Origin of the sequence: Butyricicoccus sp. AF35-5AC, from assembly GCF_003477715.1 — a bacterium.
GTDB classification, from domain to species: Bacteria; Bacillota; Clostridia; order Oscillospirales; family Butyricicoccaceae; genus Agathobaculum; species Agathobaculum butyriciproducens.
Map to the genome: position 1 here is coordinate 1 of NZ_QUDX01000018.1, position 19256 is coordinate 19256.

General features: G+C 50.6%; 20 protein-coding genes. 5 read left to right on the forward strand and 15 right to left on the reverse strand.

The window, feature by feature from the left end; all coding sequences use genetic code 11:
* Window positions 1-320, reverse strand: a 320-nt coding sequence (locus tag DWZ82_RS13945) for a hypothetical protein (RefSeq protein WP_147356951.1), incomplete at its 3' end; no start/stop codon positions are given.
* A gap of 173 nt (window positions 321-493) precedes the next feature.
* Here DWZ82_RS13945 and DWZ82_RS13950 point away from each other — a divergent pair.
* The 4 genes from DWZ82_RS13950 (at window position 494) to groL (ending at window position 4591) form a co-directional block, all read left to right on the forward strand.
* On the forward strand, window positions 494-856 hold the full coding sequence (locus tag DWZ82_RS13950) for a hypothetical protein (protein ID WP_118481314.1): 363 nt from the start codon (window positions 494-496) through the stop codon (window positions 854-856).
* A gap of 442 nt (window positions 857-1298) precedes the next feature.
* Complete coding sequence (locus tag DWZ82_RS13955; protein ID WP_118481315.1) at window positions 1299-2483, forward strand: THUMP domain-containing class I SAM-dependent RNA methyltransferase; 1185 nt, start codon at window positions 1299-1301, stop codon at window positions 2481-2483.
* 174 nt (window positions 2484-2657) lie between these two features.
* A complete protein-coding gene (locus DWZ82_RS13960; protein WP_110436870.1) occupies window positions 2658-2942 on the forward strand; it encodes a co-chaperone GroES in 285 nt (94 codons plus the stop codon).
* A gap of 20 nt (window positions 2943-2962) precedes the next feature.
* Window positions 2963-4591, forward strand: a complete 1629-nt coding sequence (gene groL / locus DWZ82_RS13965; RefSeq protein WP_118481316.1) for a chaperonin GroEL — start codon at window positions 2963-2965, stop codon at window positions 4589-4591.
* A 330-nt stretch (window positions 4592-4921) separates the two neighbouring features.
* On the opposite strand, the gene glyA is transcribed toward groL, so the two are convergent.
* From glyA to DWZ82_RS14015, 10 genes are all read right to left on the reverse strand, one after another.
* A complete protein-coding gene (glyA, locus tag DWZ82_RS13970; RefSeq protein WP_118481317.1) occupies window positions 4922-6175 on the reverse strand; it encodes a serine hydroxymethyltransferase in 1254 nt (417 codons plus the stop codon).
* A gap of 157 nt (window positions 6176-6332) precedes the next feature.
* Window positions 6333-6698: a hypothetical protein gene (locus DWZ82_RS13975; protein WP_118481318.1), complete on the reverse strand. Its 366-nt coding sequence runs from the start codon at window positions 6696-6698 to the stop codon at window positions 6333-6335.
* 142 nt (window positions 6699-6840) lie between these two features.
* Window positions 6841-8532, reverse strand: coding sequence for a recombinase family protein (locus DWZ82_RS13980; RefSeq protein ID WP_243182705.1), 1692 nt, complete (start codon window positions 8530-8532; stop codon window positions 6841-6843).
* A gap of 38 nt (window positions 8533-8570) precedes the next feature.
* Window positions 8571-8756 (reverse strand): hypothetical protein, encoded by a 186-nt coding sequence (locus DWZ82_RS13985; protein ID WP_004849804.1) that lies wholly within the window; start codon window positions 8754-8756, stop codon window positions 8571-8573.
* A 270-nt stretch (window positions 8757-9026) separates the two neighbouring features.
* Window positions 9027-10367: a virulence-associated E family protein gene (locus tag DWZ82_RS13990; protein ID WP_009321442.1), complete on the reverse strand. Its 1341-nt coding sequence runs from the start codon at window positions 10365-10367 to the stop codon at window positions 9027-9029.
* On the reverse strand, window positions 10252-10992 hold the full coding sequence (locus DWZ82_RS13995; RefSeq protein ID WP_014079457.1) for a CHC2 zinc finger domain-containing protein: 741 nt from the start codon (window positions 10990-10992) through the stop codon (window positions 10252-10254). The genes DWZ82_RS13990 and DWZ82_RS13995 overlap by 116 nt, the downstream gene beginning before the upstream one ends.
* Window positions 10993-11039: 47 nt before the next feature.
* Window positions 11040-12512 (reverse strand): MobQ family relaxase, encoded by a 1473-nt coding sequence (mobQ, locus tag DWZ82_RS14000; RefSeq protein WP_074104019.1) that lies wholly within the window; start codon window positions 12510-12512, stop codon window positions 11040-11042.
* A gap of 2 nt (window positions 12513-12514) precedes the next feature.
* Window positions 12515-12832 (reverse strand): DUF3847 domain-containing protein, encoded by a 318-nt coding sequence (locus tag DWZ82_RS14005; protein WP_008816380.1) that lies wholly within the window; start codon window positions 12830-12832, stop codon window positions 12515-12517.
* A gap of 286 nt (window positions 12833-13118) precedes the next feature.
* A complete protein-coding gene (locus DWZ82_RS14010) occupies window positions 13119-13322 on the reverse strand; it encodes a hypothetical protein (protein WP_004614949.1) in 204 nt (67 codons plus the stop codon).
* A 147-nt stretch (window positions 13323-13469) separates the two neighbouring features.
* Window positions 13470-13694: a helix-turn-helix domain-containing protein gene (locus DWZ82_RS14015; RefSeq protein ID WP_024726897.1), complete on the reverse strand. Its 225-nt coding sequence runs from the start codon at window positions 13692-13694 to the stop codon at window positions 13470-13472.
* Between the two features lie 377 nt (window positions 13695-14071).
* On the opposite strand from DWZ82_RS14015, the gene DWZ82_RS14020 reads away from it, so the two are divergent.
* Complete coding sequence (locus DWZ82_RS14020; RefSeq protein WP_270441363.1) at window positions 14072-15037, forward strand: DUF6076 domain-containing protein; 966 nt, start codon at window positions 14072-14074, stop codon at window positions 15035-15037.
* 224 nt (window positions 15038-15261) lie between these two features.
* On the opposite strand, the gene DWZ82_RS14030 is transcribed toward DWZ82_RS14020, so the two are convergent.
* The 4 genes from DWZ82_RS14030 to DWZ82_RS15750 form a co-directional block, all read right to left on the reverse strand.
* Window positions 15262-17640, reverse strand: coding sequence for an ABC transporter permease (locus DWZ82_RS14030; protein WP_118481319.1), 2379 nt, complete (start codon window positions 17638-17640; stop codon window positions 15262-15264).
* Window positions 17641-17654: 14 nt separating this feature from the next.
* On the reverse strand, window positions 17655-18320 hold the full coding sequence (locus DWZ82_RS14035; protein WP_002586595.1) for an ABC transporter ATP-binding protein: 666 nt from the start codon (window positions 18318-18320) through the stop codon (window positions 17655-17657).
* Between the two features lie 189 nt (window positions 18321-18509).
* Window positions 18510-18929, reverse strand: coding sequence for a nuclear transport factor 2 family protein (locus DWZ82_RS14040; protein ID WP_044946403.1), 420 nt, complete (start codon window positions 18927-18929; stop codon window positions 18510-18512).
* Between the two features lie 26 nt (window positions 18930-18955).
* Window positions 18956-19256: sensor histidine kinase (locus DWZ82_RS15750; protein ID WP_243022960.1), on the reverse strand; the 301-nt coding region annotated here is incomplete at its 5' end.

Sequence of the window (19256 nt, forward strand, 5' to 3'; positions counted from 1 at the left end):
GCTCCGATATGTATGAGAAGAGCTATAATCTCTGCGATGTTCATATTTTTTGATGCGTAAAAGGCATAGGCGGGATTGGCAAGCAGCAGATAAAAGTCCCATAAGATAACCGCACTAACCGGAATCAGGGCGAACGATAAGACAATCCAAAAGCGGGTGTCTTTCTTAAGGGCCTCATATAAATGCAGAATATCGGCGTGCTTGGTTTCCAATTCCTCGCGCGAAAAGCGGGAATAGTAATCCAAGTCACATAGTTTCTGGTGCTTAATGAATTCGGCTGCGCCGTTTTCATCGGGCTTTGATGGTATATTGCTGGGCATAGGCGATAACTCCTGTAATTGGGGTAGTTCTTGGTAAAAAGAAAAGGAAGACCCTAAAGAGCCTTCCTTATCGAAAGTGTCGGTAATGAAATCCTCATTACCGGCACTTTTTTATTTGTCCGCAGTAAAAATAGGCCTCAAATAAGGAGGAAAAAAGGTGTGAAAAATGAAAAATGATCTATCTCCCATATGTGCGTTTTGAGCAGGAAGAAGGAGAAGCAGAGGGCAGCGGCTGGCACTTTACGCAGTATAATGCCGAAACTGGAGAAGGTAAAGGCTGGCACGGAACAGAGTTCATGCCGGATTGCTTCTTTGAAACGAACTGCGAGTGCGGCGAACCGGAAACAAAGTTCTTTGACGTGCATATCAATGAGCCGATCGAGCAGTGGAGTTGGCCGGAACCGCCGGATGACGATGCGTTCACGAACTACGATGCGTGTTCCAACACAACGCGGGTTTCGCTGTCAAGTGCCTTCAAGTGCTCGGCGAGAGAGGCCAATCCTCCCGCGTTGCGGACAACATCCAACGGCAGCTGAACAACCTCGCCCAAAGAACGAAGCGCTGCAGCCGTGCTCTTTCTGCTTGGAACATCAATACCCACTGTGTTCATAGAAACACTCCTGTTTGGAATTTGCAATGGACAACGCCCTCTTTACCCATTGCCGATTCTATCTGTTTGCTTACATGAATGCGCTGGCTCTACCTGCACAAATCGAACACTGCTTTAATCTGCACACGGCGCGGAAAAAGGTTTAGTGGCCTACGGGCAAACCTTGGTGTCTCCCTCTTGTGCCCGTGCAGGGCAGGCAAGAGCGTTATCGCTTTTCAAGCGATAACGCTCCGGATAGCGGCATTCAGCAAACCGCGTTATCTCGTCGCAAATCTTGACAAAATCCTTAAAAACCGATACAATATAAAGGTTAAAAAGGACTTTCGGCTCCTGCTCTGACGGCGGGAGCCTTTTTGGAGGAAAACCATATGCAACTCACATTATGCTGCCCGACCCTGTTCGGGCTGGAGGGCATCGTCGCGGACGAACTGCGCTTCGGCGGCAGGCTGACCGATGTTCACGCGGAAAACGGCCGCGTGCTGTTCACCGGTGACGAGAACACGCTCGCATGGGCGAACCTGAACCTGCGGTGCGCCGAGCGCGTGCTCATCCGCATCGGCACATTCAAAGCTAAAACGTTCGACCAGCTGTTCGAGGGAGTAAAAGCACTCCCGTGGGAGCAGTTCATTCCGGCGGACGGCGCATTTCCGGTCAAGGGTCACAGTCTGGACTCCGCGCTGCACTCGATTCCGGACTGCCAGAAGATCATCAAAAAGGCAGTCGTATCGCGTCTGGGCGCGAAGTACGGTCAGACCTGGTTTGATGAGATTGGTGAAAAGTATCAGATTCAGTTCGCCATCATGCACGATGTGGCTGAGCTGTACCTCGATACCTCGGGTGCCGGTCTGCACAAGCGCGGCTACCGCGCCAACAGCAATGCGGCGCCGCTTCGTGAGACACTGGCGGCGGCTATGGTCAAGCTGGCGCGCTGGCGCGGGCGCGATCCGTTCCTCGACCCGTTCTGCGGCTCGGGCACGATCGCGATTGAGGCGGCCATGATCGCGCAGCGCCGTGCCCCCGGTCTGCTGCGCCGCTTTGACGCGGAAAAGTGGAGCTGCTTTGACAAGTCGGTCTGGCAGCAGGCGCGCGAGAGTGCGCTTGACCTTGCCCAGCCGGACGCAAAATTCGATATCGTCGGCAGCGACATCGACCCGGACTGCGTGCAGCTGTCCATCGAGAACGCGCGCAAGGCCGGTGTAGCGAACACGGTGTTCTTCGAGCGCGCGGACGCAGTAAAGCGCGATTACAGCGGTGCAGGCGTACTGTTTGCCAATCCGCCGTACGGTGAGCGTCTGCTGGATTTGCAGCAGGCGGAAAAGCTGTACGCCGACCTCGGCAGAGCGACGAAAAACAGCCCGATGAAGCAGTATCTGCTCAGTTCGGACCCGCTGTTCGAGCGTTGCTACGGCCGCAAGGCGGATAAGCGCCGCAAGCTGTATAACGGCATGATCAAGTGCGAGCTGCATATGTATTTTAAAGACCCGTCTGCATCAAACAGGGGAGAGAATAAGCACTCCGACCGACCGTCTGCTAAACGGCCGGCAAAACGCTGAGCGCTATAGGGCACTGTTCATAATTTGTTTAGAAAATTTTTGTGAAAATTCCGGATTACCCCCTTGCATATTGCGGCTCCTTGGTGTAAGATAATACTCGAAGTTAGCACTCGGGTAATTTGAGTGCTAACCCCCAACATTGTAAAATCTTATTTTTCATAGGAGGAATCCATTATGAAGCTCAAGCCCCTTTGCGACCGCGTAGTTATCAAGATGGTCGAGGCGGAGGAGACCACCGCAAGCGGCATTATTCTTACCGCATCCGCACAGGAGAAGCCCCAGGTTGCTGAAATCATCGAAGTAGGCCCGGGCGGCGTTGTTGACGGCAAGGAAATCAAGATGGAAGTTCAGAAGGGCCAGAAGGTCATCACCGGCAAGTACACCGGTACTGAGGTTAAGCTGGACGGCGAGAAGTATATCATCGTTCGTCAGAGCGACATTCTGGCAATCGTAGAGTAATTTTCAGGAGGTAATTCATCATGGCTAAGCAGCTTATTTACGGCGAGGACGCGCGCAAGGCTCTGCAGCGCGGTATTGATCAGCTCGCTGATACCGTTAAGGTAACCATCGGTCCGAAGGGCCGCAACGTTGTACTGGATAAGAAGTACGGCGGTCCGCTGATCACCAACGACGGTGTTACTATCGCCAAGGAGATCGAGCTGGACGACGCTTTCGAGAACATGGGCGCACAGCTCGTTAAGGAAGTTGCCACCAAGACAAACGACATCGCAGGCGACGGTACCACCACCGCTACCGTTCTGGCACAGGCTTTCGTTCGCGAGGGTCTGAAGAACGTAGCTGCAGGTGCAAACCCGATGGTAATGCGCCGCGGTATCTCCAAGGCAGTCAAGGCTGCTGTTGCAGCAATCGCTGAGAACTCCAAGAAGGTTGACGGCACGGGCGACATCGCTCGTGTAGGCGCTATCTCCTCCAGCTCCGACGAGATCGGCACCCTGATCGCAGAGGCTATGGAGAAGGTTTCCACCGACGGCGTTATCACCGTTGAGGAGTCCAAGACCGCTGAGACCTACTCTGAGGTTGTTGAGGGCATGCAGTTCGACCGCGGTTATATCACCCCGTATATGTGCACCGACACCGAGAAGATGGAAGCAAACCTGGATGATGCTCTGGTGCTGATCACCGATAAGAAGCTGTCCAACATTCAGGAGCTGCTGCCGATCCTCGAGCAGGTTGTTAAGGCCGGCAAGAAGCTGCTGCTCATCGCTGAGGACGTTGAGGGCGAGGCTCTGTCCACCCTGATCGTAAACCGTCTGCGCGGCACCTTCACCTGCGTAGCTGTTAAGGCTCCGGGCTTTGGCGATCGCCGCAAGGATATGCTGCGCGACATCGCGATCCTGACCGGCGGTACCGTAATCTCCGAGGAGGTTGGTATCGAGCTCAAGGACGCTACCATGGATATGCTGGGTTCTGCCCGTCAGATCAAGGTAACCAAGGAGAATACCACCATCGTTGACGGTGCAGGCGACAAGCAGGCTATCGCAAACCGCGTTGCTGAGATCCGCGGCGCAATCGAGCGCACCACCTCTGACTTCGACCGTGAGAAGCTGCAGGAGCGTCTGGCTAAGCTGGCCGGCGGCGTAGCAGTTATCAAGGTTGGCGCTGCAACCGAGACCGAGATGAAGGAGCAGAAGCTCCGCATCGAGGATGCACTGAACGCAACCCGCGCAGCTGTTGAGGAAGGCATCGTAGCAGGCGGCGGTGTAGCTTATGTAAACGCTATCGCAGCGGTTGAGGCTCTGGCTGCAGAGGCAACCGGCGATGAGAAGACCGGTATGCAGATCGTTGCACGCGGTCTGGAAGCACCGATGAAGCAGATCGCTGCCAATGCAGGCATCGAGGGCGCAATCGTTGTTGATAAGGTTAAGCACGCTGACAAGGTTGGCTACGGCTTTGACGCTGCAACCGAGACCTACGGCGACATGATCGCAAACGGCATCGTTGACCCGACCAAGGTAAACCGTTCCGCACTGCAGAATGCAGCATCCGTTGCTTCGATGGTTCTGACTACCGAGAGCCTGGTTGCTGATAAGAAGGAGCCGGTTCCGGCTGCTCCGGCTGCTCCGGATATGGGCGGCGGCATGTACTAAGAAGTACCCCAAAACGCTGAAAACACTGGGGATTTCAAGGGTTAAAAGGAAAACTTGTGATAATCGTCAGTGGAAAAGCATCAGATATGTATGAGGCCGACGCCTGCAAAATGCAGGCGTCGGTCTTTTTCCGTTGTCGAAAAATTCAGATGCAAATGTGCTTAATGGATTACTTCAAGAGGCTTGAGACTTACCCGGAAATGAAAACAGAGCGCTTCACAGCAGTGAAACGCTCTGTTTTGGTATGAGTATCATCGGATTTGCGTGCGCCGGAGCTTTATGCAGCCATTGCTCAGAAATCCGGATGAGTAGTTCCGCGGCAGCCGGAGATTATTCGTACAGCGGGAACTTCTCGGTGAGTGCCAGAACGCGTGCGGAAATCTCGTCCTTCTTCTCATCGTAGTGGTAGATGCAATCTGCGATGCAGTCCGCGATGATCTTCATCTCTTCCACGCCCATGCCGCGAGTCGTAGCGGCCGGGGTGCCCAGACGAACGCCGGAGGTGATGAACGGGCTGCGCTTCTCGCCCGGAACGGTGTTCTTGTTGGCGGTGATGTGAACCGAATCCAGACGCGCCTCCAGATCCTTGCCGGTGCACTCCTCGTCGGTCAGATCAACGAGCAGCAGGTGATTGTCGGTGCCGCCGGAAACCAGCTTGACACCACGTGCCTGCAGCTGTGCAGCCATAGCCTTGGCGTTCTCGACGATCTTGCGTGCGTACTCCTTGAACTCCGGCTGCAGTGCCTCACCGAAGCAAACCGCCTTGGACGCGATAACATGCTCAAGCGGGCCGCCTTGGGTGCCCGGGAATACAGCGGAGTTAATACGCTTTGCCAGAACTGCGTTGTTGGTCAGGATCAGGCCGCCGCGCGGACCGCGAAGCGTCTTGTGGGTGGTGGTGGTAACAACGTCAGCATACGGCATCGGGTTCTGGTGCTGACCGCCGGCAACCAGACCGGCAATGTGCGCCATATCGACCATCAGGTAAGCGCCGTAGCCATGTGCGATCTCGGCCATTTTCTCGAAGTCGATGGCACGCGGATACGCGGATGCACCTGCAACGATCAGCTTCGGGCGATGCTTCTTGACAGCCTTCTCAAGCTCAGCGTAGTCGATGAAGCCATCCTCGTTTACGCCGTAGGAAACAAAGTGGTAGTTCTTGCCGGACTGGTTGACCGGAGAGCCGTGGCTCAGGTGACCGCCCTGAGACAGATCCATACCCATAACGGTATCGCCCAGATCGAGCAGAGCGAAGTAAACCGCAAGGTTGGCCTGTGCACCGGAGTGCGGCTGAACATTCGCATACTTTGCACCGAACAGCTCACATGCGCGCTCGATTGCGATGCGCTCTACCTTGTCAACAAATTCACAGCCGCCGTAGTAGCGCTTGCCGGGAAGACCCTCAGCGTACTTATTGGTCAGCACGCTGCCCATAGCAGCCATAACGCCGGGAGAAACGATATTTTCGCTGGCGATCAGCTCGATATTCTGGCGCTGACGGTGCAGCTCCTCGTTCATCGCACTGCCCAGCTCGGGGTCGATCGACTGGATCATACCGATGGAATCCATCATTTCTTTGTACATTTGAACTACCTCCAAGCTTTAGTAGTATAAAGTTCTCTTTGACTATACCATTGCCCTCCTAAAAAAGCAAGTCGATTTTACGAAAAATATAACCAAAAATGAAGGATTGTAAAAAGCCTCCTGCAAAAATAAAAAAGGCAGGTTACCCTGCCTTTGCTCAGATGTTCTGATAGAACAGTCCGTCCCTCGTGCAGTACCACAGCAGCATACCATGCCGAATATAGGGCAGACGCACGTCTAATCCCCATTCCGGGTACTGCTTTTTGACGATCATCGTGTCTCCGGCGAGAAATGCAACGAACGAGATATAGTGCTCGCGGTGCATTTCATGCGGTGCGGTGATATACCATTCGCCGTCGCTGTGCTCAATTTGCAGTGCATTTTCCTCGTCTGGTTTGTGCATAACGAGGTTGGTCAATTTTGCACCGCAGCAGGTCACATCTGCGTCATCGGTCGAGAACAGCAGGTTGCCGCAGGCCGGACAGCGGTAAAACCGCATTTTCTTCATATTGCCGTTAGTCATATCGTTTTCCTCCAGATCGCCTCTCAGCAGGGCTTCGGTGTCCACGCCGAGGGCCTGTGATAACAATGGGAGGAGCGAGATATCGGGAGCACCGCCGCCCGTTTCCCTTAATTAAAGATATTGTTGGGTAAAAAAAGAAAGGTCAGTCGATTTTGCCGATGAAGCGGTAGTAGATTTCTACTTCCTGCTCACGGCTTCCATCCTCGCCCTTGACAGCTTCGTGGACGGTTATTTTTTCAATTAGAGTGTTCAGAAGTTCGGCGGTCAGCTCCACAGGGTTGACATACTGTTTCATTAGGGCAATCCACTTTTCAGCATCCGCTGCGGTCTGTACGGCGGCTTCCATCATTTCGTGAAGCTGTCTTATTTTTGTTTCAAGCTCCTTTTGCTCGTTCTGGTACTTCTCGGACAGCATATTGAAGTTATACTCGGTTATGCGTCCGGCAGACCAGTCCTCATACATTTTAGCAAACAGCCCGTCAACCTCGGCTTTACGCTTCTCTGCCTTTTTCAGCTCCGCAGCCTGCTTTTTCTTCGCAGAGTTCCTTTCCCTGTCGCTGACATTGAGCAGCCGTTTCAGCAGCTTGTCCTCATCTTTCTGTGCCAGCATAGACCAGTATTGCAGTCTTGCAAGCACATAGGCATACAGTACATCATAGCGGATATAGTGCATGGAACACTGGCGTAATCCCTGTCCATTCTTGCTGCAATGGTAGTACCCGTATGGGTTTTTGTTCTGCTTGTTTTCCCCATAGGCTAAAGACCATCCGCAGTCTGCACATTTTATCAATCCTGCGAAAATCTGTGTCGTACCGTTTCTGCGTTTCCTGCGTCTGCTTGCAATCAGCTCTTGAACTTTTTGGAACACTTCTTCGGAAATGATGGCTTCGTGGGTATTTTCCACACGATACCATTCTTCCTGCGGCTTCCGCACCTTTTTCTTGTTCTTGAATGAAATGTTGCTCTGCTTGTTGTGAACGCTGTGACCGATGTAGGTTTCCTCTTTCAAAATGCTCTTGACCTGTGCAATCGTCCACGCATAGGCTTTTTCTGCGGGCGCACCGGCGTAGATATTGGCGAAAGTCCCGTATCTTTCATAGTTCAGCCAGCCGGGGGTAGGTACTTTTTCCTCCACCAGAATCCGTGTAATGCTGGCGGCTCCACGCCCGTGTACAGCAAGGTCAAAAATCTTCTCTACAATCCAGCGTGTTTCCGGGTCGATCAGAAGATGACCTTTTTTGTCCGGGTCTTTTACATAGCCCAGCGGTGCATAGGCTCCATAGTGTGCGCCATTGGCAAATCTTGTGTGCATGGCAGCCTTGACCTTTTTGCTGGTCTGTCGGGCGTGCATTTCATTCAGGATGTTTAAGAACGGTGCAAGCTCGCTTTCTCCGTTGATGGTGTCCACATTGTCATTGATGGCAATGTAGCGTACTCCCTTGCTGGGGAAATAGATTTCCGTGTACTGACCGGTCAGGATATAGTTTCTTCCCAGACGGGATAAGTCCTTTGTGACAACGCAGTTGATTTTCCCGTCTTCGATGTCATCAATCATCCTTTGGAAACTTGGACGCTCGAAATTTGTCCCACTCCATCCGTCGTCAATGTACTCGTCTACAACGGTCAGCCCATGCTCTGCGGCATACTGTCTAAGCATCATGCGCTGGGTCTGGATACTGCCGCTTTCCCCCTGTAATTCATCGTCACGGCTCAATCTCAAATATAGTGCAGTGTTATAAATCGTTGTATTGTATGGTTGTTTCACGGTTAAAAATCCTCCTTCTAAAAGAAACAACCCACGCTTATACAATACTCGCTGGTACAAGTATATCATAAGCGTGGGCTGATTGACAGTCGTTATTCCGTATTTTTTCAGGAAGCGGCGGCAGCGTGCTGGATCACATCTTCCAGCAGGCTGTCAAGCGGCTTCCCATCCTGTGCGAAATGCTCCGATACCTTGATACGGACTTTCCCCATGACAAAATACTGGGTGCCGTCTTTTTCGGTAAGCAGGGTGCCGCTGTTTTTGTTATTGCTCTCGTTTTTGCTTTTTGCCATAGGCAGTTACCTCCATAAATGAAATATGCCCGACAAGGGAATGTCAGACAGGTGTACAGCCGCAGACTGTCTCCGTGTCAACCAAACCGTGTCAACCGGCAGAAAAGACTTTGAAAACAATCCATAGGCGCTCTATTATTACTTTTTACTTTTTCTTTGATTTCTTGGTTGACATGGTTGACAAAGGAGAGAAATGCCCCAAATATCAGGCTTTTCCCCGTCAACCGGCTGTCAACCAAAGCGTCAACCAAACTGTCAACCGGTGGCTTTTCAGAATGGAAGTTCCATTTGCCGGGCTTCTTCTTCCGTGATTTCCTGAAAACCGTCCCCCTCCGGCGGAGCTTGGTTGACACGCTCCCAGCCTTTTTGAGAACCGTATTTCTTATACCGCTTCGGGCTTTTGTAGGCTACCCAGCCCTGTATGATGCCGCCCGCAATGCCGGTATTCATAATCTCGCAGATTGCCCGTGTCTCCCAGTCTGCCGGGGAATTTAAGTTCCCCAGCGCTTCCTCATAAAGCTGCTTGGAACATACCCTGTCGCCGGTGTAGTCCTCCAAATAGGCGTAGATCATGCCGGCCTGTGTGTCTTCCTGCATAAAGTCCTGCTGGTGGGCGTTCAGGTATCGGTTCATTTCCATGCTGAATGACAGCTTATACTTCCCACTGCGATAAACCGTCATGGCTTCCGCCCACATCTGTTCGATATACGCCCTCGCCGCCGCTTCATCGTCCAGTATGTGAACCTCCGCCCGTTCCGGGTACACCGTCACGGGGAGAAAGCGCCGGTTGCCGGTGCGGTCACGGGGCAAAAAGTCCTGCCGGTTGGTCGTCCCTCCAAATACACATTGCCGCAGCCGGTCTGCCGGATGTGTCTCATACGGCACTTTGTAGGTTTCTTTCTGGCGGCTTAAGAATGACTTGATTTCCTCAATACTCTTGGCGTTGGCTGTGGCAATCATCTCCGACATCTCGATAATCCAATGCCCTTGCAGCTTGCGGTACACATTTTCATCGTCCAGCTTTTTCAAATCGTCTGAAAACCATTCGTCCCTGCCTGCCAGCAGCCGGAAAAAGGTAGATTTCCCGGCTCCCTGACCACCAACCAGACAGAGCATGACCTCAAACTTGCTCCCCGGTCTGAATACCCGCCGGATGGCTCCCATCAGGAACAGTTTCAAGGCTTCATAGGTGTATTCGTCCGTATCGGCTCCCAGAAAGTGATGCAGGGCGTAACGGATGCGCTCTGTGCCGTCCCATTGCAGGCTGTTCAGGTAATCCCTGACTGGATGGTAGCGGTTTTCATTGGCAACAATCTTGATGGCGCTCTGCACCTTTTTCTCGCTGGTAAGCCCGTAATTTTCTTCCAGATACAAAAGCAGGTAGTTCATGTCCATGTCGGTCAGCGTGGTACTGGTGCGCTCCCAGCCCAGCGGCTTCACAATGTCAATCTGCTCCGTCAAAAGGTTCAGGCGCAGCGCCCCGCGAAACAGAGGGTCACGCTGGAACACCGTCAGGCAGTTTCGGATGCTGTTCTTCACGCCGCCTTTCTGCGTCCCCTCTAATGTTTCCCGGATTTCTGCCGGTGTCTGCGCCGGTTCCATTGTGTCCATCGTCCTTTTGACCGCTTCCTGCGTTTCCGGCGGCAAGCTCTGAAATTCGCTGTTCAAGCCGCAACACCTCCTTTCCCTGTGCGGCGATCAATGCCGCTTTTTCTTCTATTTCTCCGTATAACAAAATATCCAAAAGGTATTCTGTGTAGCTTATCCTCTGCAACGCTTCCACAAAAAGAGGATGCCAGATGGCATCCTGCGGCTGTGGGGCGTGTGCTGTTTTCCAATGCTCCAGCAGGCGCAGATAATCGCATAGCACCCGGAAACAATACCGTTCCGTTTCCTGAAATCTCTGCTCCGCTGATTTTTGTCGGGGCTGTGACCTGTTGTGACGCTTCCTATCTGGCGGCGCATTGCCGGATTTCTCATAGGAAACGCCGAAGTCCTCCGCAAGCCTGACCGCAGCTTCCCGTTTCCCCAATCCATGCAGCAAAGCGGCAAAGTCGATCACATCCCCGGAAGCCCCGCAGCCGAAGCAGTAAAAGCGGCTGTCCACTTTCATGCTGGGCGTGCGGTCATTGTGGAATGGACAGCAGACCATGCCGTTTCTCCCCACCCGGATTCCATAGAATGAAGCAGCCTGCCGAGTGGTAACAGACTGTTTCACCGCTTCAAATACATTCAAATGCTCCCTCCATAAAAATACTGGTAGCGGTAAAGCTGCCGATTATATCATAGCTCCATCTCATGTTTCTTTCTCTGTACTGCCTGTGGCTGCTCCCTCCGGCGCAGTGCGGTATCTACGGCGTTCTGCACCTGCCGTAGCCGTATGACTTCCTCCCGGAGTGGCTTGTGCTGCGGAGACAGTTCGGCATACTCTGTTTTTAACTGTGCGTATTCCTGTTTCCATGCTTTCAGGGCAATGGGTTTTCCGTCCAGTTTTTCTTTCAAAATACGGCGGGCGGCATAAAACAGCCGTAACTCCGCATCGTGGGATGTTTCAAATTTCTCCCTCTGTTTCTTAAACTTGATATTGTTCAATTCCGTATGAACAGGTTTTAGCCGCTGGTAATTCTCGCCCTCCCGTATCAATTCCTGCAATTCCTTTATCCGGGCAGATTTCTTTTTCATGGAGTCGCTTAACGCTTCAAATTCTTCGTTGACAGAGGAAAGACGCTCCTGCAAATCCTCTAATGTGAGCAGCTTGTTTTCCGTCAGATAATTGACGGCTTCGGCAAACTGCTTTAAGTTTCCGGTTCTGGCTTTATTGCTCCATGCCCCTGCGTTGCGCTGGTTGTAATAAGCGATCAACAGGTCGGCAAGGCTCGGTGTCTGCGGTTTGGAAAGTTCTTCTTTTACCTCTGCCATCCAGACAAACAGGGCTTTGATCTTCTTCCTCACATCCTGCATGAGCCGGTTGGTGGCTTTAATCCAGCGGTTCAGTTCCCCTTTCTCGGTGCGGATGCCCTTTGCTTCCATCTGCCGGACATTAGCTCCCTCGTGGACAGTAGGTATCAGGTCAAGCCCCTGCCGCACATAGGAACGGTGGTCGATACGCACATCCAGCCCTTTTTCCTCAAATTTTGTATTAACGGCAGCCGCCCACTGCTCCCGCCAGTGTTCCAGCGTTTCCGGCTCATGCCAGTCTGTTGTATGGACAGCGTTAAACATATAATCGCCGTTTTTATCCCGGATTCGGTTTCCATCTTCATCAAGAAGATATTCCCGACGCTGTTTTTGTCCCCATGTGCCATCCGGGTTCAAAGGGCGCATGGTTGTCATCACATGAAAATGCGGGTTAGGGATGCCGCCGTCCTCTTTCTCCGGGCTGTGAAAAGCAAGGTCGGCAATCATGCCTTTTGTCACAAACTGCTCCTGTACGAACTTCCTCGCCAGCTCCATGTTTTCTTCCAGCGTCAATTCATTCTGCATGGCAATATCAAAGGAATAGGCAAGCTGTGCTTTTGGATGTTTCTCGCAGTTCTCCACAGCATTCCAGAGGGTCGCCCGGTCAAGATATATTTCCGGCGCATGGGGCGGCAGCATGATTTCCGAAGCGATCACGCCGCCCTTTTTGGTGTAGTCGCTGACTTCTCCATAGTAGCTGCTGTAAAGACGCTCCCCGGCTCGATAGGCTGCGCTGGCAATGGCGCTCTGACCGGCGCTGCGCTTGATCTGTGCGATTGAAAAATGATAAAGTGCTATCCTTAGTCACCGCCTTTCTCCTGCCCGGAAATACGGGCGTGGTTCTCTGTGGCAGACCGGATGAAATGCTCCGCCTGCGGCAGATTCAAAATGCTTTCCATGAGGGAATAAAATTCCGCTTCGGATAGCTCCTTTGTCTGTGGTGCAATGCTCTCAATAGCTGCCCCACGGGTAATCAGCCGGTGCGTCCTCTGTTTCCGGGAACCGCTTTCCAGATACGCCTGCCGGTTTTTCAAACGCTGCATTTTCCGTTTTTCCTGTTCCAGCAGGACAGTGGTTTTTTCATATTCCTGCTTCAACTGTTCCAAAGATTTTTCCATGTTCTCACATCCTTTGCTGATAAGATAAAGAAAGACCATCCGCAGACAGTCCGTGTGTCAGTGCTTCTATAAAACCCGATGAAAAGGGAAAACCGCAGAGCGGATTTCTCTTTGCGGCGAGTACACAGGGGATAGCCGCTTTAGCGGCGCAAGGGGGTGTAGCCACCTTGTCGGAGCGAAGCGAACGCAGACCTCGGATTGCTGATTTTATCAGCGGCAGAGGTAAGCTCCGCAGGACGCACGATACATGGTCTTTAGACTATGTATAGAAGTGCGCCCTTAGTTCCTAAGGGATTTTGCCGTTTCCGGCAGTCTTGTCCTTTTTCTTGGAACGCTTGGAAAGATACTTCGGGCAGTCAACCACAACCGCCCGGAAGCTCTGTTTACATTCGTGCTGGCATTTCCGGCACAGTTCGTTGTAAGTGATACGGCTGCGGTCATTTAAGAAGAAAGACCATTCCAACCGCCGCTTGTTACTCATTCTTGCCATAACCGGCTCCTTTCTCCGTTTCTATCTGATGTACGCAGATAGGCTGTTTTGATGTAGCGTCTCGGTATCATTTTTAAGTTTTTTTCCCTCTGTATGCCCCTTTGGAAAGTGCGGCAGTATTGCAAGTCAGGGAATGATACCTCACGCTTATTTGTCGCTTCCCGGTACGGTTTCGGAGCCTTTTGCCATCCATTCAAAGAAAGCAATTTTGCTGACCTTGATAAGTCTGCCCCTGCGGAACGCTGGAAAGCCGGGTGTGTGTACCAGCTCATAGGCGCTCGCTCTTGAAATTCCCATAATCCACTGAATGTCCGCCACATCCAGAACCAGCGGTAAATCCTCGTAGCTGTTCAATCTCTTTTTATCGTTCATTCTGTTCCTCCCATAAATCAAATAGGTTAAAATGCTTCCTGTTGCCGTTCTCCCCAAAAGCCGTTTTCCTGCCCCATTCCTGCGGTGTTTCCCTGCATTGGTGCGCCGAATGCGTCACTTCTCCTGCCGGTCATATCCCTTTTGGACGGTCATTCACTTGTCAAGGTACTGTGCGGTACGAAATTACCAACCGCAATCATCATAGCGTACTATCCTTGACAAAACAATGATTCTGCGATACCATGAGTGTAACGGATATAACTGAATTATATAATTACCATAAACAAAGGCAGGGGATAGGGATGGAGAATCAGTTTATACGGCATGAGCCATGTTTTGAGAGGATTTTGTTTGTCCTGACGCTGGACAGGAAGAAAATGAAAGAGCGGATTTTGATTGGGGAAGAACAGCAGATCCGCTTCCGTCTGAACGGGAGCCAAAACGCAGAGGTGCTTTGTGATATGACACGCCCACTGGGAACTTTTTTGATAAACTTTGAGCGTGACACGGACAGAGACTGGAACTTATACGGGCTTTCTCCGCTGCGGCAAGCTCTCCACTCCAACCGATGGAAACAGCCGGAGCTGGAGCAGGCGGCAAGCGAATTTCTTTGGGAGAAATATCTTAGCAACGACCCTCTGAAAATGTATGTGGCGTTCCGTATCTGGAACAGCTATCTGCTTGCCAGAGAACCCCGTGACCGTAACGCTGCCTGTGACCGCTTCATGGATAAAATGAGCAGACTGACCGGGGTATTCCAAAACGAAACCATGAGCTTTGACAGGGAGACAGGAAAACCGAAACAATTTCAAGCTGGCAGCCTTTATTTCAAAGGCGCACCGTCAGAAGATACCCGGCTTGACCTCTGGTTCCCGGACAACCGGCGCACAGAAGAATGTGTGTCTGCCTATGCGTCCCTCTACCCGTTGATTACCTATTATCTGAACAGGCTGAATGACTGGGGGCTTTGCTTCCGGCGGTGCAAGGTCTGTGGAAAATATTTTCTGGCAAAGAGCCAGCGGTATGAGCTGTGCAGCGACAAGTGCCGAAAAGCACAGGCGCTTCAAAACAAGCGGGAATTTGACGAGAGGTCAAGAGAAAATAACTATGACCTGCTTTATAAAAATGAATGCCAGAACTGGCGCAACAAAATAAACCGGGTAAAAAATACCGCAGGCTTTCCGGCTGACCGTCTGGAAAAAATACAGGCTTCCTTTTCCGACTTTAAGAAAGAAGCCTTACAGAGAAAAAAGGCTGTAAAAACAGGAACGGCCAGCCCGAAAGAATTTACGGACTGGCTGTATCAGCAGAGTAATGTAATTGTTGAGCTGACCGAGATATGAAAAACTTTCTATCGTCAATTTCGCATTATTGCAATAACAGATTGCTTCTTCCATGAATGGTAATATTATCATCAAACTTTTGGAAGAACTATAAATGTCCGAGGTGCCTTTGATTTCGACAAAAAAACAGGCTGAATTGTTACAAAGCTCGGACATTTCAAAAATTTTTTGAGAAATGGCGAAAAAAGCGGGGCAGCACACGCCGCCCCGCCGATCCCATACGGTTATTCCATCGCCCGCATTTGTTCGATCAGGGATTGCTTTTTCTGTCTGCGGATTGTCCATACAGACAAGATCAGTTCCATTCCGAACAATACCAGAATGAACAGTCCCATTTCCAAAACCGGGAATTTGTAAGGCACTACATTTCCGGCAAAAGCTCCTATACTCATTTTTCTGCAAGCAAAGATGGAAGCCGGAAGCCCAACGATCAGCGTCGCCAATGTTGCAAAGAGCGCATAGCACAGCCCCTCACAGATGTTCATTTCACATAGCTGTTTTTGTGTTAGGCCGATAGAACGCAGAATACTGTTTTCCTGCTTTCGGGCTATCTGGTTAGAGAGTGTCGTATTGATAAGGTTGATAACGCCAAAGAGAAATACCAACCATGAAAGTATCTCCATACTGCCAAACGCAAAAGAATTTGTCATTTCTTCATATTCAATCACTGTATTGATTTCATCTAAGGCAATATTACTATGGCTGGCAACAATATTTTTCAATTCAGCTCCCACATAGTCCGTTTTTTTCGGATCGTTTACAATGCTCCATGAATAGTCGAAAGAAGCGATTTCCGGGTGCAGTTCATGGAACAATGCTTCTGGTGCGAAAAAGAGTACTCCATCGAGGGCCAGTTTTCCATGCCCGGAAGGCGTCTTGTTGGAATCAAACAATCCTGATACAGTGACGGAAACAGGCGGTTGCCCCTCTCCAAAATAAAAGTCAACTGTTGAACCAACACCCATATCCTCATTCTGCTTTAGCACATTATAGTCAATTACAATACTACGGGAATCTTTTGGCATCGTTCCTGCTGTCAGAGCCGCTTCAACTGTTGCATAATTCTGGTCGGTCAGCATATCACACATACCACCGCTTTGGTAAATGTCCGTCTTAAGGGTTGCATAGAGAGATTGTCTGCTTGAAATTATATCTGTAACACCATCAATAGATAAGATTTCCTGTTTTAATTCTTCATTCAACGGATTTCCCGCTGCCATAACCTTTTCTTCTGTCATTTCAGAATCCAAATAAATTTTATAGTCGCCGTCCGGGAAAAACCGTCTTGCAAGCGCCTCTGGAGAACGCAGCAAAACAATGGAGGATACCACAAGCAGAATAATTCCGCCCAAACTCAATGAGGCTACAATAGCAACGGTCTTTTTTCGGTCACGCTTAAAATTCGCAATTCCCATTGAAACAGGATTGAGCTTGATATTCTTTTTTCGGCTTCGGATGTCCTTTTGTGCCGGGGTAAAACGGACGGCTTCAATCGGGGAAATCCCTGCCGCAATTTTTATCGGCTTACGGATGGAAACAGATACCATGATCCAACTGCTTATGAGTATCAAAATAATCGTTGCCACATAGGAAACAGCATTAAATCCCTTGGGAAACAAAAGAAAACCGCCGCATACACCCAGCACTGTACCAATCAAAATCCCGATACTGCCGAGTTTACGCCCCTCCCGCTTTACAATCCGCTTGATTTGCTTTGGCGTTGCACCAATCGTCCGTAGCTGCCCGTAGCTCTTGATTTTGTCATTGATGGAGATACGGAAGATACTCTGGATCACAATATAGCCGCCGATCAGAACAATGGCAATCACGCCAGCCATCAGTGCAAAATCAAAGGATTTAGAAGCATAGGCAAAATACTTGCTGTTCATTTTGGGCATAGGAAGCTGATATTCCTCCGCAATCTCCCTGCAATAAGAGGTCATCAGTTCTTCGCCCAACTGGTCGCTGTTTTTGAAATGGACATAGGCGCGATAGCCAGTCGGGTCAAACCCTTTCCATCCTGTCAGGGCAGCGTTGGAAAGAATGATAGCGCAGGTATTCGCTTCTTTTTCATTTACGCTGTCCATAATGCCGGTAACGACATAATCACCATGAAAACTCTCTGTATCTAAGGTCACAGTGTCCCCGATCTTGGCATTGTTTCCATAGGTGGAAAGAAAGTATTCGCTTACAACAACTTCATTTGCTTTTTCAGGAACCCGGCCCTCTAACAACTCCATCTGCGCCTTGGTAATCTCCATCATTTGCGCGTCGCAATACACATAAGACGCATGATAGCCCTGTTCTGAAAGCTCCTCACCCAGCATATAGTAGCCGCCTACGCGCTCAAACTCCGGCAGTCCTTTCAGGGTTTCAATGTCGTTTTCCTCTACGCCCAGCCAGACCGCCTCATAAGTATCGACAACCTGATTGCGCTGCATTTGTGTCAGGGAGGTAGACACAATTCCCGTAAAGCAGATCAGAAATGCCGCCAGCGCAACGGCAATCACCACCATCAGATTCCGGAGCTTCTCGCTTTGCAAACTTTTCTTTGCCAGCTTCTTTGTAATGGCGCTGGTATCATTCTCAAAAGGCCATGTCATAGCCTGCCACCTCCTTACTCCACAATCTTGCCGTCCTCAATGCGGACAATCCGATCTGCAAGGCGGGCAATGTCGTCATTGTGCGTAATCATCACAACAGTTTGCCGGAACTCTGCACTGGTGCGCTTGATAAGCCCCAGCACCTCGGCGCTGGTCTTGCTGTCAAGGTTGCCGGTCGGCTCGTCGGCCAGCACAATAGCCGGTTTGGTAATCAAGGCGCGGGCGATAGCCACACGCTGCTGCTGTCCGCCGGAAAGATTGTTCGGCATATTTTTCAGTTTATCTTCCAGCCCCAGCAGATGAACGATCTCGTCCAAAAACTTCTGATCCACCGTGTCCCCGTCCAGCTCCACCGGCAGGACGATGTTCTCATACACATTCAGGATCGGAACAAGGTTATAGTTCTGGAAGATAAAGCCGATGTTGCGGCGGCGAAAGATGGTAAGCTGCTCGTCGTTCTTCTTTGCCAGTTCTTCGCCTCGGACAATCACTGTTCCGCTGGTGGGAGTGTCCAGCCCGCCCATCATGTGAAGCAGGGTGGACTTGCCGCTGCCGGAGGTTCCCACAACGGCCACAAACTCACCGTCATTTACGGAGAAGTTCACGCCGTCAAGGGCGCGGGTGATATTCGGCTTTGTGCCGTAATACTTTTTCAGATCAATCGTCTGCAAAACGCTCATACTCAAAACTCCTTTCAAGGCTTTCTGCCTGTTGATAAGGTCATTGTAAAACCCAAATGTCCGCGAAATGTTACAGCGGCCAAAAAATTTCATTGAAAATCGGGGTGAAATGTTACAGCGCTCGGACATTTCAAAAAAATTTACGGCGGGCAGCCGGAAATGGCCGTCCGCCGTAGCTCATGATCTGTTCTAAAACCAATTCGCCTTTTGATTTCTAAATTGAGGAGTATCGCTTTCTTGATAAGGATTGTAGGTATTACGGTTACACCCAAACTCTTTTAATGATTTTATTTTATTGTCCTCTGTCCATTCAATCAAAGAAATACCGTCAAATTCCTCTATATCCCCATTGTTCATTCCATTTTTGAAATACCACTCTACAATCGTTTGATTTTCTTTATGGAAAAATTGCTTGATTTCCCAAACTACCACCTTTCCACGGGTATTCCACTCCTGAAACCAATGTTTTACTGTTTTACGATTGCTATACTGGGGACACCAACTTTCTGTATAGAGTACATCTTCCGCAAAAATATCATCAATGCCCATATCTTTCTGATAAAGCCACATATCAAACCACAGTCGGATTATTTTTTCTCGTTCATTCATAATAGAAACACCTCGCTTGTTTACTTTCATTTTGTAGGCAGCATAATGGAAAATTCCGAACCCTTGCCCGGCTCCGAAACCACTTTGACATAGCCGCCCTGCCGCATTACAATCTCGCGGGCCAGATACAGGCCAATGCCCACGCCCTGCTGTTCGTGTACTTCTTCCTCACGATAGAAGCGCCGGAAGATGGCAGCCTGATTGCTTTCGGAAATGCCCTTGCCGGTGTCGGTCACTTTGATCTCCACATACATTTCCCACAGCACCACCGACACAGCGATTTTCCCGCCTGCCGGGGTGTACTTCACCGCATTGTCCAGCAGGTTA